Source organism: Variovorax sp. Varisp46 (genome assembly GCF_059491885.1).
This window is the reverse complement of record NZ_CP168515.1, coordinates 6092203-6109000: the sequence shown is the minus strand read 5'-3', so window position 1 is coordinate 6109000 and position 16798 is coordinate 6092203. Positions and strand designations below refer to the sequence as shown.

Annotated in this window: 14 protein-coding genes, 1 other RNA gene and 1 pseudogene; 8 read left to right on the top strand and 8 right to left on the bottom strand. The window is 69.5% G+C overall.

Annotation, left to right across the window (positions count from 1 at the left end):
- Positions 1-140: 140 nt before the first annotated feature.
- The 3 genes from ACEN9N_RS28780 to ACEN9N_RS28770 all read left to right on the top strand — a co-directional run bounded on the left by ACEN9N_RS28780 (position 141) and on the right by ACEN9N_RS28770 (position 2817).
- Complete coding sequence (locus ACEN9N_RS28780; RefSeq protein WP_495655092.1) at positions 141-923, top strand: GntR family transcriptional regulator; 783 nt, start codon at positions 141-143, stop codon at positions 921-923.
- Between the two features lie 63 nt (positions 924-986).
- Positions 987-1937, top strand: a complete 951-nt coding sequence (locus ACEN9N_RS28775) for a DMT family transporter (RefSeq protein WP_495655091.1) — start codon at positions 987-989, stop codon at positions 1935-1937.
- A 49-nt stretch (positions 1938-1986) separates the two neighbouring features.
- Positions 1987-2817: a TorF family putative porin gene (locus ACEN9N_RS28770; protein ID WP_495655090.1), complete on the top strand. Its 831-nt coding sequence runs from the start codon at positions 1987-1989 to the stop codon at positions 2815-2817.
- A gap of 9 nt (positions 2818-2826) precedes the next feature.
- On the opposite strand, the gene ACEN9N_RS28765 is transcribed toward ACEN9N_RS28770, so the two are convergent.
- On the bottom strand, positions 2827-3828 hold the full coding sequence (locus tag ACEN9N_RS28765; RefSeq protein WP_413333828.1) for a Bug family tripartite tricarboxylate transporter substrate binding protein: 1002 nt from the start codon (positions 3826-3828) through the stop codon (positions 2827-2829).
- A gap of 119 nt (positions 3829-3947) precedes the next feature.
- Here ACEN9N_RS28765 and ACEN9N_RS28760 point away from each other — a divergent pair.
- The 3 genes and pseudogenes from ACEN9N_RS28760 to ACEN9N_RS28750 all read left to right on the top strand — a co-directional run bounded on the left by ACEN9N_RS28760 (position 3948) and on the right by ACEN9N_RS28750 (position 6950).
- Positions 3948-5604 (top strand): annotated as a pseudogene (locus ACEN9N_RS28760) (MBL fold metallo-hydrolase).
- Positions 5601-6329 carry an RNA pseudouridine synthase gene (locus tag ACEN9N_RS28755; protein WP_413333831.1) on the top strand — a complete coding sequence of 243 codons (729 nt, stop codon included), beginning with the start codon at positions 5601-5603 and terminating at the stop codon, positions 6327-6329. Before ACEN9N_RS28760 ends, ACEN9N_RS28755 begins: the two are co-directional and overlap by 4 nt.
- A 78-nt stretch (positions 6330-6407) precedes the next feature.
- Entirely contained in the window at positions 6408-6950 is a 543-nt protein-coding gene (locus tag ACEN9N_RS28750; protein ID WP_007838220.1) for a hypothetical protein, read from the top strand.
- A 9-nt stretch (positions 6951-6959) separates the two neighbouring features.
- Here ACEN9N_RS28750 and ACEN9N_RS28745 read toward each other — a convergent pair whose 3' ends face one another.
- From ACEN9N_RS28745 to norR, 7 genes are all read right to left on the bottom strand, one after another.
- A complete protein-coding gene (locus ACEN9N_RS28745; RefSeq protein ID WP_495655089.1) occupies positions 6960-8426 on the bottom strand; it encodes an efflux transporter outer membrane subunit in 1467 nt (488 codons plus the stop codon).
- 5 nt (positions 8427-8431) lie between these two features.
- The gene (locus ACEN9N_RS28740) at positions 8432-9370 is read right to left on the bottom strand and encodes an efflux RND transporter periplasmic adaptor subunit (protein WP_007838218.1); all 939 of its coding nucleotides are present in this window, start codon (positions 9368-9370) and stop codon (positions 8432-8434) included.
- Positions 9371-9383: 13 nt separating this feature from the next.
- Positions 9384-9590, bottom strand: coding sequence for a DUF1656 domain-containing protein (locus ACEN9N_RS28735; RefSeq protein ID WP_007838217.1), 207 nt, complete (start codon positions 9588-9590; stop codon positions 9384-9386).
- The gene (locus ACEN9N_RS28730) at positions 9587-11698 is read right to left on the bottom strand and encodes an FUSC family protein (protein WP_495655088.1); all 2112 of its coding nucleotides are present in this window, start codon (positions 11696-11698) and stop codon (positions 9587-9589) included. Before ACEN9N_RS28730 ends, ACEN9N_RS28735 begins: the two co-directional genes overlap by 4 nt.
- A gap of 3 nt (positions 11699-11701) precedes the next feature.
- Positions 11702-12163 (bottom strand): MarR family winged helix-turn-helix transcriptional regulator, encoded by a 462-nt coding sequence (locus ACEN9N_RS28725; protein ID WP_042674313.1) that lies wholly within the window; start codon positions 12161-12163, stop codon positions 11702-11704.
- A 164-nt stretch (positions 12164-12327) separates the two neighbouring features.
- An RNA gene (gene rnpB, locus ACEN9N_RS28720) (RNase P RNA component class A) lies at positions 12328-12696 on the bottom strand.
- A 59-nt stretch (positions 12697-12755) separates the two neighbouring features.
- Positions 12756-14342: a nitric oxide reductase transcriptional regulator NorR gene (norR, locus tag ACEN9N_RS28715; protein ID WP_413316231.1), complete on the bottom strand. Its 1587-nt coding sequence runs from the start codon at positions 14340-14342 to the stop codon at positions 12756-12758.
- Positions 14343-14477: 135 nt separating this feature from the next.
- On the opposite strand from norR, the gene hmpA reads away from it, so the two are divergent.
- The gene (gene hmpA, locus ACEN9N_RS28710; protein ID WP_495655087.1) at positions 14478-15662 is read left to right on the top strand and encodes an NO-inducible flavohemoprotein; all 1185 of its coding nucleotides are present in this window, start codon (positions 14478-14480) and stop codon (positions 15660-15662) included.
- A 115-nt stretch (positions 15663-15777) separates the two neighbouring features.
- Entirely contained in the window at positions 15778-16698 is a 921-nt protein-coding gene (cysK, locus tag ACEN9N_RS28705) for a cysteine synthase A (protein ID WP_007838209.1), read from the top strand.
- Positions 16699-16798: the final 100 nt, after the last annotated feature.

Genomic DNA, 16798 nt, shown 5'->3' with positions numbered 1-16798 from the left:
GTGATTTTCTGGAATTTTGGTTAACCATACATTTTTATTTGGTTAACCAAACGGAAGCGGATGGTACGGAGTGCACGGGGCCGAGTCAATCCGGGGGCTTTCCCTGAGGGTGCGGTCCGCAGGCAATAATCCGGTTGCCTATGCCCTCCGCCGCACGCAAGTCCCCAGCGACAGCCCCCTCCCCCGAGCCCACCGAAGCCGACGATCCGAACGTGGACGAACGCGTCTACGGCGCAGTCTCCAAGGCCTTGCTGAGCGGCAAGCTGCGCCCCGGCACGCCCTTGCGCGAGCGCGCGCTGGCCGAAGCGCTGGGCTGCACGCGCGGCGCGGTGCGCAAGGCGCTGGCGCGGCTGGGCTCGGAAAAACGGCTGGTGCTGGAGCACAACCGGGGCGCCTTCGTGCCCAACCCGTCCATCGACGACATGCGCGGCATCTACCGCGCGCGCCGCATCGTGGAGGCGGGGCTGGTGACCACGCTCTTCGGCAATCTCTCACGCGAGCAGGTGACCACGCTGCGCAAGCACGTGCAGGCGGAGCAGAAGGCCTTCAAGGAAGGCCGGCGCGAGGACGCGGTCCGGCTGGCGGGCGACTTCCACCTGCTGCTGGCGCAGATGGCGGACAGCGAGGAGCTGCTGTCGTACATCCGGCGGCTGATCTCGAACACCGAACTCTACAAGGCACTCTACGACTCCGCCGAGGCCGCGAGCTGCGCGCCGCGCGAGCATGAGCAGATCATCGAGGCGCTGGCCACGGGCAAGTCGCTCGACAAGGCGCTGGCGGTAGCGCTGGAGCATCTGGACGAGCTGGAGCAGCGCGTGATCGCGGGCGCTGCGGCCGAGCAGGAAGTGGACCTTGCGACGCTGCTGAACGGCGGCGGCCCCAGCAGCGGCAACGGCAGCAAGCCGCACGCGCACGACCACTGAGGCATCCACGCTTCGCTCGCGGCCGAAGTGTGGCCGCGCCGGTCGGGGAATGATCGGCGCACCATGCACGCATCCACACCCTCCTCCATCGACAAGCCCCGCGCCAACCTGGCCTTCGAATGGGCGCTGCTCGCGGTGCTCGCCACCTGCTGGGGCGGCTCGTACACCTTCATCAAGATCGGCGTGGCGACGATCCCGCCCGTCACGCTGATTGCGGCGCGCACGCTGATCGCCGGAGCGCTGCTGCTCGCGGTGCTGCGCATGCGCGGCGTGAAACTGCCGAAGGACGCCGCTGCGTGGCGCCGCTTCGCACTGCAGGCCTGCCTGAACAGCGTGCTGCCCTTCACGCTCATCGCCTGGGCCGAGCGCAGCGTCGATGCCGGCCTGGCGACCATCCTCAACTCGACCTCGCCGATCTTCATCTTCCTGCTGGGGCTGGGCCTCGGCGGCTCCGACAAGCCCACGCTGCGCCGCCTGTTCGGCGTGAGCGCGGGGCTGGCGGGCATCTGCCTGATCGTGGGCTTCGAGGCGCTGAACGGGCTCGGGCATTCGCTGCTCGCGCAGCTTGCGCTGGTGGCGGCCGCCGTCTGCTACGGCTGCGCCGCGATGTTCGGGCGCGTGTTCAAGGGGTTGGACCCGATGGTGCCAGCCGCTGGTTCGCTCGTCAGCGGCGCGGCGATGCTGCTGCCCGCGAGCATCGTCATCGACAGGCCGTGGACGCTCTTGCCGTCGGCCGCGTCGATGGCGGCGGTGCTCGCGCTCGCGGTGCTCTCCACGGCGCTGGCCTTCACGATCTACTTCCGGCTCATCAAGACGCTGGGGCCGATGTCCACCGCCGCGCAGGCCTATCTGCGCGTGCCCATCGGCGTGCTGATCGGCACGACGTTCCTGGGCGAGAGGCTGGCGCCCACGGCGTGGATCGGGCTGGCCTGCGTGGTCACGGGCGTGGTCGCGATGACGATGCCCGGGACGAAATTTTTGCGCCGCGCGCTGCGGTTTTTACGCGGTGTTTAGACGCCCGCCCATACGCTGCCGGCTCCTCCATCCGTCAGCGAATTCTTCGATGAAAAAACTTCTCCGCATCGCCCTGCCGATGCTCGTTCTTCCCACCTTTTCCGCCCTGCCGATGCTCGCGAGCGCGCAACTCACGGGCAACGTGTCCATCACCACGAACTACAAGTTCCGTGGCCAGGACCAGGACATGATCGGCAAGAACGACTACGCCAAGACCAAGGGCTTCAAGCCCGCCATCCAGGGCGGCCTGGACTACGCCTTCGGCGACAGCGGCTTCTACGTCGGCAACTGGAATTCCAGCGTCAACTGGCTCAAGGGCAACAGCATCGAGATGGACGTGTACGGCGGCTACAAGTTCAAGGCCGGCCCGCTGGACATGGACGTGGGTGCGCTCTCCTACATCTACCCGGGCAACTCCTCGGGCAACACCACCGAGCTGTACGTCGCGGGCACCTACGCCAATGAAAGCCTCGGCTCCTTCACCGCCAAGTACTCGCACACAGTCTCCAAGGACTACTTCGGCTACGCAGGCAACAAGGCCGGCTCGGGCCTGAAGGGCACCAACACCGGCTACCTGAACCTGTCGTACAGCAAGGAGATCGTGCCCAAGGTCACGCTGAAGGCGGCCGTCGGCTACACGAACATGTCCAGCGACATCCGCAGCCTGGGCTACAAGAGCTACGTCGACTACAACGTGGGCGCGAGCTACGACTTCGGCAACGGCCTGTCGCTGACCGGTTCGGTGCAAGGCGCCAACAAGAAGAGCTCCTATGTCGCGGTCGCGAACCCGGGCATCGACCTGGGCTTCGGCCCCTTCGGCCAGACGACCTACTCGCCCAACAAGGCGCGCTTCATCCTGACGCTGACGAAGACGCTCTGAACGCCAGCCTCAGTCGATGCTGATGTTCGCGGCCTTCGCAACCTCCGCCCACTTCACGCGGTTGTCGTGCACGGTCTTCTTGAACTGTGCCGGCGACTCGATGCGCACGGTGTTGCCCTGGCTCTCGAAGCGCTCGCGGATCTCGGGGGTCTCCAGCACCGCCTTCACGGCCGCGTTGAGCTTGTCGACGATCTGCGGGTCGGTGCCCTTGGGCGCGAAGATGCCGAACCAGATCGAGCTGTCGAAGCCCTTGGTGCCCGGCAGGCCGCTCGAGGCGATGGTGGGCACTTCTTTCACGGCCGGCACCGCGGCGGCGGTGGTTACGCCCAGCAGGCGCACCTTGCCGGCCTTGTAGTGCGGCAGCACGGTCTGCACCTGGTTCATGATGCAGCAGGTCTCGCCGCGCACCACCGATGTGATCGCCTCGGGACCGCCCTTGTAGGGCACGTGCACCATGTTCAGGCCGAGGCGCGAATTGAATTCGGCAAAGGCCATGTGCGTGCCCGCGCCGTTGCCTGTAGACGCATAGTTGTACTTGCCGGGATTTGCCTTGACCAGCTCGACGAATTCCTTCAAGGTCCGCACGTTGATCACGTCGGGATTGATGGTGAGCACGTTCGAAACGTCGAGCACCGGCGCCACCGGCACGAAGTCGGCCTCCACGTCGAAGGGCAGTTTCTTGTAGAGCGCGGCATTGCTGCCGTGCGTGGCTGCGGTGCCGAAGGAAAGCGTGTAGCCATCGGGCCTGGCGTGGGCCACGTACTCGCTGGCGATGTTGCCGGCGGCGCCCGACTTGTAGTCGATGACGACGGGCTTGCCGAGCTGCTTCGACAGCGGCTCCTGGATGACGCGGGCCACCACGTCGACGCCCGAGCCGGCCGGAAAGCCCATGATCAGCGTGACGGGTTGCTGCGGCCAGTCCGGCTGGGAGAAGGCGGCGGGCGCAACGAGCGAGGCCGCGGCCAGCAGCAGTGCGCGGCGGGCAATTCGAGAGAAGGGAGAATGAAACATGACTGTCTTTCTGCGAGGCAAGCGGTGCAAGCGCGCATTGTGGCGCGCCGCTGATGCCCGATTCCATATGAGCTTATGCGCGGCATGCACGCCGCGTGCCTGCTCTCCATAATCGCCCCATGGTCCGTTCCACCCAACAACTACACACCCCACGAGAGCCCGCGCGCGGGCGCCACCGTGCTGCTGCTGCGCGACAGCGCCGCCGGCATCGAAGTGCTCATGACCCGCCGCTCGGCCACCGCCAGTTTCGCGCCCGGTGCCTATGTATTTCCCGGCGGCCAGATCGACGCCGCCGACGAAGCGGCCCAGCGCATCGCCACGCAGCGGTCGACGCAAAGCGGCCTGCAGCGCACGCAGGCCATCGCGGCCATCCGCGAGGCTTTCGAGGAACTGGGCGTGCTGCTCGCGCACCATGCCGACGGGCGTCCCGCTAACGCCGAGGACATCGCCGCCATGGACCGCGGCAACACGGCGGGCACAGCCTTTGCCGACCAATGCGCGGCACGCGGGCTGACGCTCGATGCAGACCGGGTGTTCACCTTCGCGCACTGGATCACCGACCGCGACCTGCCCAGGCGCTTCGATGTGCCCTTCCTGGTGGCGCGCATGCCCGAAGGCCAGGAGCCCGCAGCCGACGAGAGCGAACAGTTCGAGCCCTGCTGGGTGCGCCCAGCCGATGCGCTCGCGCGCCATGCGGCAGGCAGCTTCTTCATGATCTTCCCGACCGTGCGCACGCTGCAGCGCATGGCCGCGTATGCCACCGTGGACGCCCTGCTCACGGCCTGCGCCGGCGAGACCCCGCTGTGGACCAGCTGCCCGCGCGCCGGCCTGCTCAAGGGCGAAGACGCGCGCTACATGGAGCACGAATCGCCGTTCGGCGAGCTCGCGCTGGTGTGCCCCGACGGGCAGGCCGTGCACGTGCTCGACTGGCAGAGCGAACGCCCGGTGCCGCTGCTGAAGAACGTGATGCGCTTCACCGCGCCCAACCCGGGCGCGATGACCGGCCCGGGCACCAACAGCTACATCGTGGGCGACGCGGCCACGGGCTACATCGTGATCGATCCGGGCCCGGACGACGCCGGCCACATCGGCCGGCTGTGGGGCGCCACGCAGGGCGACATCCGCATGATCGTCTGCACGCACTCGCATGCCGACCACTCGCCGGGCGCGGCGCCGCTGCAGGCGCTGTGCAAGAGCGGCAGGCCGCCGATCCTCGGCCTGGCCTCGAAGCCGACAGCTCGCGCCAGCGCACGCTTCACGCCCGAGCGCGAACTGGCCGATGGCGAGCGGCTCGTGCTGTCGGGCACAACGGCCGAAGGCGAGCCCATCGCCCACACGCTGCGCGTGATCCACACGCCCGGCCACGCGGCCAACCACCTGTGCCTGGTGCTGGAAGAAGACGGGCTGCTGTTCTCCGGCGACCACATCCTCAACGGCAGCACCACGGTGGTCGATCCGCCCGATGGCGACATGACGGCATACCTCGATTCGCTCGACACGCTCGATGCGGCCTGCGCGGCCGGCGGCATCGGCTTCATCCTGCCCGCGCACGGCTACGTGATCGGCTTTGCCCGCACCGCCATCGGCATGCTGAAAGCGCACCGGCTCAAGCGCGAGGCCAGGATCGCAGCCGCCATGCAGAAGCTGCCCGAAGGCACCCCCGAGCAATGGCTGCCGCTGGCCTACGACGACGTACCCGAACGCATGTGGCCGGTGGCGGCCCGCTCGCTGGCCGCGCACGTGGCTCGCATCCGGCAATTGGCGGTGGCTCGATGAACAACAGCAACAGGAACTCTCCGGGTGAGGACGAGGGCATCCGCCTCGCCAAACGCGTGGCGGCGCTGGCCGGTGTGTCGCGGCGCGAAGCCGAGCTGCTGATAGAGAACGGCGCGGTGCGCGTGGACGGCGTGCCGCAGATGCTGCCGCAGTCGCGCGTGCTGCCGCACCAGCAGGTCGAGATCGAGGCCGGCGCGAAGCCCGAGCCCGTGCTGCCCGTCACATTGCTGCTGTACAAGCCTGCGGGCATGGTCACCGACACCGCGCACCGCCTGCTGGTGGCTGCGAATCATCACGAGCCCGAGCGCGCCGGACTGCGTTTTCTGCCGGCGCATGCGAAGGCGCAGCACTGCATGACGCCGCTCGAGACCGGCGCCAGCGGGCTGGTCGCTTACACGCAGGAATTCCGCATCGAACGCAAGCTGCAGGAAGACGCGGGCATCCTCGAGCATGAGGTGATGGTGGACGTGGCCGGCCCGGTGAGCCCGGAGGTGCTGGCGCGGCTGGAGCGCTCGCCCGCGCGCGTGAGCATCGGCCGCCAGAGCGACGAGCAAACGGGCCTGCGCTTCGCGCTCAAGGGCGCGCGGCCGGGGCAGATCGCCAACATCTGCGACGGCGTGGGCCTGCGCATTCTTGCGATGCGGCGCATCCGCATCGGCCGCGTGCCGCTGGCGGGGCTGCAGCCTGGCCAGTGGCGCTATCTCGCACCCCACGAACGCTTCTGAACAACGATGCACCGCATGTTCACGGCCCGCAATTTTCAGCCGTGGCCCCGATGGGCCGCCGACAGGGAGACTGAGCCAATGAAGTTCGGAACACCGAGCACCGCCCTGGCCTGCACCGTGCCGCTGGCACTGGTGGCGGGCTGCACGCTTCTCACGCCGTCACCGCCGTCCGCGCCCCCAGCGCCGCCGCCGGCCGTCGTCTCGAAGGACGGCCTCGCGCCCATCACCGAGGAGCAGGTCGAGCGCATCCGCGATGCCATCGGCGTCAAGCCCCCCAGCCCGGCTGTGGGAAAGGTGGTGCGCAGCGCCTCGCCGACCATCGAGTCCTTCGTGCGGACCGAAGGCTGCATCACCGCGCGCAATGGCGCGGTGCTCAACCCCTTCGCCGCGCCCGGCCGCCTGTTCGACACCACGGGCTTCCAGGGCGGCCCGATGTCGGAGATGCAGTACCACGACAAGACCGCCTGCGTGACGGTCAAGCGCATCCAGAACTGGAAGATGGTCACGCCGAAGCTGCTGCGCTTCGAGGTGGTCTACGTGGGCGACGACGGTGAGGAACGCGCCATCAAGCGCCACGAGCTGGTACGCCAGCCCAAGGGCGGCTGGCTGTTCGCACGCTGAGGGCCGTGGTCACTGCTTCGCGGTGGCCGGCGCGGCACCCTGCGCAAGGTGCGCGTCGTCGGGTTCCCAGCCGCCGCCGAGTGCCATGAACAGCACGACCTGATCGTCGGCCAGCTGCGCCTCGCTGGCCGCGAGGGCGGCTTCGCTGGCGGCCAGCGAGCGTTCGGCGTCGAGCGAATCGAGGTAGCCGGTGCGGCCGTTCTGGTAGAGCTGGCGCGCCTGCGCGGCGACCTTCGCGCTTTCGTCGCGCGAGGCTTGCAGCGCGGCGTGGCGATCGAGTTCACGCGCGTAGGTGCCGAGTGCGGTCTCGGTTTCGCGCAGCGCGGTGAGCACGGTGCCGTCGAACTTGGCGAGCGCCGCGCGCGTGCCGGCCTCGGCCTGGGCGATGCGGGACTGTGCGACGCCCGTATTGGGAATGGTCCACGAGATCAGCGGGCCGAGGCTCCAGGCGAAGGTGTCCTTGCGGCCGAAGTCGTCGGCATGGCCGGCGGAGGAGCCTGAAAGGCCCAGCGTGACTTTGGGATAGAGCTCGGCCGTGGCCACGCCGATGCGCGCGGTCGATGCGGCAAGGCCGCGCTCGGCCTGGCGGATGTCGGGGCGGCGGCGCAGCAGCGCGGCACCGTCGCCGACCGGCAGCGTGCCGGCCACGCGCGGCGGCATGGTGCAGTCGGCCACTTGGCGCGGGAAGTCCTGCGGCACTGCGCCGGTCAAGGTGGCGAGACGATAAAGCGCGCCCTGGCGTTCGGCCTTCAGCGGCGGCAGTGCGGCGTTGAGCTGCTGCAGCTGCGCACGCGCGCGACCTGCGTCGATGGCACCGGCGCGGCCTGCACGTTGCAGGCGGTCGGTGACGTTCACGGCGTCCTGCTGCAAGGCGACAGACTTCTGTGCGATCTGCAGGCGAAGGCCGGTAGCACAGGCCTCGGCGTAGGCGCGCGCAGTGCCGGCCGCGACGTTCACGCGCACGAGGTCGAGCGCGGCTTCGGCAGCTTGGGTGTTGGCCTGCGAAGCCTCGATGCCCCGGCGGATCTGGCCGAACAGGTCGACCTGGTACGACAGCGAAGCGCCCGCGCTGTAGTTGAAGGTGCTCGGCGGCTCGTAGCCCTTCTGCAGCAGCGACAGCCCCGACACATGGCCGAACGAAGGGCCGCCGTTCACGCCGATGGTCGGGTATCTGGCGCCGGCCACTTCGTCTTCGATGGCGCGTTCGCGCTCGAGGTTGGCGACGGCCTGGCGCAGGTCGGTGTTGTGCGCGAGGGCCTGTTCGACCAGCCTGTCGAGCAACGGGTCGTGGTACAGGCGCCACCAGTGGGCGGGCAGCGGCGCGGCGTTGGCGGACGCCTCGGCAAAGGGCCGCGCGGCGGCGCCCTGGCTGGCCAGCGCCTCGGGCGGCTGGCGGTAGTCGGGACCGACCGCCGCGCAGGCCGCGAGCCCGGCGGCGACGGCCAGCGATGCAAGGCGAAATGCGAAGCGGCTCACGGCGTTCACCCCTTCTGCGGCGCGGCTGCCGGTGCCACGGCGCTGTGCGCCGGCTTGTTCCCCAGCACCTGCACCGTGACCGTCTGGCCCGCGACGAGGCGTGCGCCCTGCGGCAGCGGATCGAGCTTGATGCGCACCGGAATGCGCTGCGCGAGCCGCACCCAGTTGAAGGTCGGGTTCACGCTGGGCAGCAGGTTGGCGCTGGTGGAGCGGTCGCGGTCGGCGATGCCGGCGGCCACGCTGTCGACCGCGCCCTCGAGCACCGCGCCGCCGCCCATCGGGGTGACGCGCACGCGGTCGCCGAGATGGATGCGCGGCAGTTTGGTTTCCTCGAAATAGCCTTCGACATAGAACGACTGCGCATCGACCAGCGCGAGCACCGGGCGGCCCGCCGCGGCGTAGCTGCCCTGGCGCAGGTCGAGGTTGGTGACGAGGCCGTCGGCCGGCGCGCGCACCTGGGCGCGCTGCAGGTTGAGGCGGGCCGAGTCGAGCGCCACCTCGGCCTGCGCGACGGCGGCCTGCATCTGCTCGACACGCGAACGGGTCTGCTCGCGCGACTCCTTCGACACCAGGTCGTCGAGGCCCGCGTTGCGCGCGTTCTCGCGCTGCACCTGGGCGCTCATGGCGCGCTGCGCGGCGAGCGCTGCCTGGGCCTGGCGCACGGCGAGGTCGTAGCGGGCGCGGTCCACCTCGAACAGCAGCGTGCCGGCGGCGACCGGCTGGTTGTCGCGGATCGGTACTGCCGTGACGAGGCCCGACACGTCGGGTGCGATCTGCACGACGTTGGCGCGCACGCGGCCGTCGCGCGTCCACGGCGCAAGTTCGTAGTGGTCCCACAGGCGCAGGCCGGCCCACGCGGCGGCGGCCACCACGGCCACGGTGAGAAGAACGCGCCCGAGGCGCCGGGCCCGTGGGTTGTCTGCGGAGGAACGGGGGACTGTCATCGGAATCTCGTCGTCATTGAAGGTAGGAAGTGAGGCGGCTCAGTGCATAGAGCAGCAGCAGGTACAGCGCCATGTCGAACAGCGCGGGGTGCCACACCCAGCGGTAGGCGCCGGTGGCCGCGAGCAGTCGGCGTACGCCCCACAGCGCGAGCAGCGCGCCGAGGGCCAGCACCATGATCCAGGGCACGTAGAGGCCGTAGAAACTGGCTTCACCGATCATGCGGAAGCTCCTTGGGTGAGCGCTGCGCCCGCCAGCCTGGGCGGCGCATCGGGAAAGAGATTGCGGCGCAGGCCGACCAGTGCGGTGACGGCCGAGCGCGATGCGGCGGAAGAAGCGGTGCCGCGCGCGGCAAGCACGGCACCGAGTGCCTCGTCGATCTGCGGCAGCAGGTCGAGCGGGCGCGGGTTCGTGCGGCCTTCGGCGCGCTGGCGGAAGAAGCGCGAGATGCCGCCCAGCAGCGCGGCCGAGGTGGCCAGCGGCAGCTGGGCGCGCACGCGCTGCAGCACGGCGATGTCGGCGCCCATGCGCAGGTCGCGCAGCGCGTCGTTGGCGGCCACGCCTTCGACGGTGCCGCCCGCCTGCGCGATGCGCGGCGCGAGCAGGCCGATGCGGTCGAGCATGCGCACGGCGTACGCATCGCTCTGCGCGTACTGCGGCTGCGGCGAAGCGGCCATGTCGCCGAGCTCGCGCCAGGTGGCGCGCTGGATGCGGCGCGCGCTCCAGTCGGCACCGACCGAACGCACGAGCCGCGTGACGCGCGCCGCGACCAGCACGCCGACGATCTGGCCGATCATGCTGTTGATGAAGCTCACGAGGTCGGAGCTGGCGGTGTCGTGCAGTGCGAGCGTGCCGGCCACGCCGAAGATCAGCGCCATCGCGGGCATGAAATGCGTCGGACGCGGCAGGTAGAAGCCCAGCAGCAAGAAGAGCGGCGCGCAGATGACGACCAGCATGCCGAAGTCCTGCACCGTGGGCATGAGCACCAGCACATAGAGCGCCGAGATCGGGATGGACCACAGCGTCCACTTGAGAAAGCCGTGGATCGCCGGCACGGGGTCGTCCATGGTGGCGAAGAAGCAGCAGAAGACGGCGGCCATCATGGTGGCCGCCGAACCCATGGGCCAGCCGGTGACGATCCAGAACGCGCCGCACAGGCAGATGGCGATGACGGCCGCGAGCGCCGACAGCAGCGCCATGCCGTAGTCACGGTGCAGCACGCGGCTGCCGAGCGCTGCCGTGCGGCGCAGCGGCGCGGCACCCTTGAGGCCTTCGTCGATGTCCAGGCGCAGCCGGGCGCAGGCGGTCCAGCCGTCGACGAGTTCTTCGAGGCGCCCGGCGAGGCCGATGCGCAGGGCGCGGCCCCATGGAGTGGGCTGCTGCGCGTCTGCAGGAGCGGCGTTCAATGCGTCGATGGCACGGCGCAGGGCTTGCAGGCGCTCGGCACTGTGGGCGGAGGCAGGTTCGGCCTCCTCGCGCAGCCACTGCGCGGCCTGCGCGAGCACCGCGGCCACGTCGGGTGCAAGTTGTCCCTCGGCCTGCTCCAGCGCCTGCAGGCGGTCTTCGACGGCCGAGAGCGCGGGCGTGAGCGCGGCAACGCGGTCCTGCATCGCGCGGATCGCGCCGGCGGTCCAGCGCAGGTGCGTGGTGTCGAAGGGCACGTGGGTGGATAGCAGGCGCAGCTGCGTGATGTCGCCTGCGAGGCGGCGGCGGTCGTCGTCGAGGCGCTTCGGCTCGGCGTCACTGCTGCGGCCGGCGGGCTGCAGCAGGTCGCCGAGCCACTTGCGCGCGTCGAGCAGCGTGCGATCGAGCAGGCCCAGCACGGTCGGCGCAAGCCCCGCGGGCAGCACGAGGCTGTGGACCAGCGTGGCGCAGAAGATGCCGAGGCCGATTTCTTCCACGCGCGCCACGGCGGTGTCGAACAGCGCGAGCGGCGTCTGCACCGACGGAAAGCCGATCAGCGCGGCCGTGTAGCCCGCGAGCATGAACACGTAGGAGCGCGGCGTGCGGTCGAACAGCGAGATGCACAGGCACAGCCCCACCCACAGCGCGAGCACCAGCGTCAGCAGTTCCGGCGCGTTGGACAGCGCGGGCACCATCAGCACGGTCGCAGTGGAGCCGATGAGCGTGCCGCAGAAGCGGTACAGCGCCTTCGAGCGAACGGCGCCGGCCAGCGGATGGGCGACGACGTAGGTGGTCATGAGCGCCCAGAACGGACGCGGCAGGCCGGCACGGCTGGCGAGGTACATCGCCAGCATGGCGGCGGCGAAGCTCTTGCCGGAAAAGAGAAGCTCCGCGCGGCTGAAGCGCGGAAGACGGAGCGCAGGCATTTCTTACCTGCGCCCTTCCTGCGGCGATTGCTGCGACTGCGGCGCCTGGGCCGGGCGCCCCAGGCGCTCCTCGAGCACGCCGAACACCCGCAGGCAGACGGCGATGTCGTCGTCGGACACGCCTTCGAACAGCTCACTGCGCATCAGGCTCAGCGCCGCCTCGATGGGCGCGCAGGCGGCCTTGCCTGCGGGCGTGAGGTGCAAGGTCTTGGCACGGCGGTCGGCCGGATCTTCGCGGCGCTCGACGAAACCGGCCTCCACCAACTGGTCGAGCGAGCGCACCAGCGACGGGCCCTCGATGCCCAGTGCATCGGCAAGCACGCCCTGGCGCACTTCGCCGTTCATGCGCCCGAGCATCACGATCGGCCAGGCCAGCGTTTGCGACACGCCGACGTGCGCCACCGCCCTGTCCGCCGACGCGCGGTAGCCGCGCTGCAGCACCGAGAGCGACATGCCGAGCCGCATCAGCGCGTTCTCGCGCTTCGGGGAGGAGTTGCTCGATTTGCTCACGATAGCCGCCTATTAATTAGCATGCTATCTATTATAAGGGTAACTACCAACTCCTGCTAGCGGCAAGGCGGCCGCTGCCTTCAGCGGTCGAGGGCGCGAAAAAGGAAAAGGGAAGAAAAGTGTGAAGCCCGCCGATAAGCCGGATTCTGTGCATCGAGGGCCTCTTGCGAAGCCTTCGACGTGACCGCCATTACTCTGGGCCGTTTGTCGCCAAACGGCTCGATGCCACCTACCCGCCAGCTCAGCGGAACCACCTCGATACTGGCCTACTTGGTGTTGCTGCGCGCAGAGATTGCCCGTTTCACCCGAACTCAATCGGCTCGTCTCTGTTGCTCTGATCCTCACCTCACGGTGGAGAGTCGTTAACTCCTGCGCTGTCCTGTGCAGTCCGGACGTTCCTCCAGTGCGGTCTTTCGACCCGATGCTGTTGCCCGAAGGCGCAGCGTCGTCCCTTTCGGGCTTGCACCAGCGGCGGTCTGGCGTGCTTCACCGCTCGATTATCGCCCGCCCCATCAATGACCCTTCAGACAATGCCGCGCGCCGGTCGTCAGCCGGGCGTTTCGCCGTCGCCGGCCTGCACCAAGCCCAGCTTGCGCAACGTCCGATGGAAGTTGCTGCGGTCGATGCCGGCCTCGCGCGCGGCGCTGGCCACGCGGCCGCCGTGGCGGGCGAGCAGTTCCGAGAGCCAGGCCCGCTGGAAGGCCTCGGTCGCCTCGCGCAGCGTGCCGCCAGCGATGGCAGGCCCCGCGTGTTCGTTCGCCGGGGCCTGCACGGGCGCTGCCGTGGCGCTTCCCACGACGGCAGCGCTGTCCAGCGCCAGGTGATGCGGCTCGATGGCCGTCCAGCGCGAGCCGCGCGGCTGCTCCCGGAACGCCCGCAGCGAGGCGCGGCTGATCACATGCTCGAGCTCGCGCACGTTGCCCGGCCAGCCGTGCGCCAGCATGGCGGCCTTCGACGCCGGCGAGAGCCGCAGGTTGCGCGCGCCCAGCCGGTGCTGGTTCTCCTCGAGAAAGCTGCCCGCCAGCACGAGCACGTCGCGCCCCCGTTCGCGCAGCGGCGCGACGACGAGCGGATAGACCGACAGCCGGTGGTACAGGTCGGCGCGAAAGCGCCCCTGCGCGATCGCCGCGGGCAGGTCGCGGTTGGTGGCCGCGATCACGCGCACGTCGACCTTGCGCATGCGGTCGCTGCCGGGGCGCTGCACCTCGCCGCTTTGCAGCACGCGCAGCAGCTTGGCCTGCACGCTCAGCGGCAGTTCGCCGACCTCGTCGAGAAAGAGCGTGCCGCCATCGGCGATCTCGAACTTGCCGTCGCGGTCCTGCACGGCGCCAGTGAACGCGCCGCGCTTGTGGCCGAAGAGTTCGCTGTCGGCCAGCGACTCGGGCAGCGCCGCGCAGTTGACCTGCACGAGCGGCTGCTCGCTGCGGCGCGAGCGCGCGTGCAGGCGCTGCGCGACCAGGTCCTTGCCGACGCCGGTTTCGCCGAGCAGCAGCACCGTGAGGTCGGACACGGCGACCGTGTCGATCTCGTCGCACAGCTGCTTCATCGCCGGGCTGCTGCCCAGCAGCTCGCGCGGCGCGCCACGCCCCGCACGCAGCGCCTGCGCAACGGCCTGCTCGCGCATCGCGCGCGCCTGCATCTCGCGGATCGTGTGGGCGGCCTCGATGCCGGTTTCGACGAGGGCGATCAGTGCCTCCATCTGCGCCGGGCCCACGGCATCGAAGGCGTGCGGCTCCAGGGCGTCCAGCGTCAGCAGGCCCCAGACGGCGCCGCGCAGGCGCAGCGGCGCGCCCATGCAGTCGTGCACCGGCAGGATGCCCGGCTGGCCGGCGACGAGGCCGTCGTACGGGTCGGGCAGGTTGCAGTCGTGGGCGAAACGCAGGCCCCGTTCGCTGTCGAGCAGGCGCGCGAAACGCGGATGGGCGGCAACGGGAAACTGGCGCCCGAGGGTTTCATCGCTCAGGCCGTCGACCGCGACGGGCTTCAGCACGTCGACATCGAGCTGCAGCAGCGCGGCGGCATCGCAGCGGACCAGTCCGCGCGCGGCGGCGAGCAGCGATCGGTAGCGGGCGGCCTCGGCTTCGGGCTCGGGCGGCGGGTCCTCGGTGGTCGAATCGACACGCAGTGTGGTCATAAGTACAACGATGAAATTGTTGCGAATTTGACCACGCCTGATAAATCCCCAATGGCGTCAAGCACTTGCAGCGACCTTCTGGCTGGCACGGATCGTGAGAAGACAAAGGCATCTCAACAGAGGAAGCGCCAGACCATGAACCCGCAAACCATCGCCATCGTCAAGTCCACCGTGCCCGCGCTCCAGGCCCACGGCGAGGCCATCACCAGCCACTTCTACAAGATCATGTTCGAGGGCCATCCGCAGGTGAAGGCCTTCTTCAACGAGGCGCACCAGGCCGCCGGCACGCAGGCGCGCGCGCTGGCGGGCGCGGTCATCGCGTATGGCGCGCACATCGACCGGCTCGAAGCAATCGCCGGCGCCCTGCCCCGCATCATCCAGAAGCACGCCGCGCTGGGCGTGCTGCCGGAGCACTACCCGATCGTCGGCCACTACCTGCTACGCGCCGTGAAGGAGGTGCTCGGCGATGCCGCGACCGACGAGGTGATTGCCGCGTGGGGCGAAGCCTACGAATCGCTGGCGGGCCTGCTCATCGCCGCGGAAGAAGCCGTCTACAGCGCCAACGCGGCGCAACCCGGCGGATGGCGCGGCACGCGCGAATTCCGCGTGGCCCGGCGCGAAGACGAGAGCGAGGTCATCACCTCGTTCTACCTGGAGCCCGTGGACGGCGGCGCGCTGCTGGCCTTCACGCCGGGGCAGTACCTCACGCTGGTGCTGGAGATCGACGGCCAGCCGGTGCGGCGCAACTACTCGCTGTCCGACGCGCCGGGCAAACCGTGGTACCGCATCAGCGTGAAGAAGGAAGAAGGCGGTCGCGCCTCGAACTGGCTGCACGAGGCCGCCGCGGTCGGCACGCGGCTGCAGGTGCAGGCGCCGTGCGGCGACTTCGTGCTGCAGCCCGCGGGCGAACAGGCGCGCCCCCTCGTGCTGGTGACGGGTGGCGTGGGCATCACGCCCGCGATGAGCATGCTCGAATCGGTGGCCCACACGGGCCGGCCGGTGCACTTCGTCCATGCGGCGCGGCACGGCGGCGCGCACGCCTTTCGCGAGCGCGTCGACGCGCTCGCGCAGCGGCATGCGAACGTGAAGCCGCTGTATGTCTACGACGCGCCGCGCGAGAGCGACACGCCGCACGCGACCGGCTTCGTCACCCGCGAGCTGCTGGCCGGGCTGCTGCCGGAAGACCGCGATGTCGACCTGTACTTTCTCGGACCGAAGCCCTTCATGCAGTCGGTGTATGCCAACGGGCTGGCGCTCGGCGTGCCGAAGCAGCAGCTTCGCTACGAGTTCTTCGGGCCGCTGGAAGCCCTGGAGGCCTGAACCGCAACGGCCTGCCATCCCCTCGTGCTGAAACGGTCGCGGGCCGGGTGCAACCCGGCCCAGGGGGCGCCACAATGCGCGCTGACCATCCGCCCCTCGCACCCAAGGAGATTCCATGAAGGCCCAGAACATCCTCCAGACCATCGGCAACACGCCGCACATCCGCATCAACCGCCTGTTCGGCAATGCGAAACAGCAGGTCTGGGTCAAATCCGAGCGCGCCAATCCCGGCGGCTCGATCAAGGACCGCATCGCGCTGTCGATGGTGGAAGACGCCGAGAAGAGCGGCGCGCTCAAACCCGGCGGCACCATCGTCGAGCCGACCTCGGGCAACACCGGCATCGGCCTGGCGATGGTCGCGGCCGTGAAGGGCTACAAGCTGATCCTGGTGATGCCCGACAGCATGTCGGTCGAGCGCCGCCGCCTGATGCTGGCCTACGGCGCCACCTTCGACCTGACGCCGCGCGCCGGGGGCATGAAAGCCTCCATCGCGCGCGCCGAGGAAATCGTGGCCGGCACGCCCGGCGCGTGGATGCCGCAGCAGTTCAACAACCCCGCGAATGTCGACGTGCACGTGCGCACCACGGCCGAGGAGATCGCGGCGGACTTTCCCGACGGCATCGACGTGCTGATCACCGGCGTGGGCACGGGCGGCCACATCACGGGCGTGGCGAAGGTGCTGAAGAAGAAGTGGCCCAAGCTGCAGGTGTTCGCGGTCGAGCCAGTGGCCTCGCCCGTGATTTCCGGCGGCACGCCGGCGCCGCACCCCATTCAAGGCATCGGCGCAGGCTTCATCCCGAAGAACCTCGACACCTCGCTGCTCGACGGCGTGCTGCAGGTCGATGCCGAACCGGCGCGCGAAATGGCGCGCCGCTGCGCAGTCGAGGAAGGCATGCTGGTCGGCATCTCGTCGGGCGCCACGCTCGCGGCCATCGCGCAGAAGCTGCCCTCGCTGGCACCCGATGCGGTGGTGCTGGGCTTCAACTACGACACCGGCGAGCGGTACTTGTCGGTGGAAGGCTTCCTGCCCGCCTGACTTTTCGGGAAGCACCGCGGAACCGGCTTCGCCGGGCCGCTGGTGCTGCCCCCGGGGAGGGGGTAGGCGAAGCGACACGAAGTGCGCGAAGCCTGGGGGC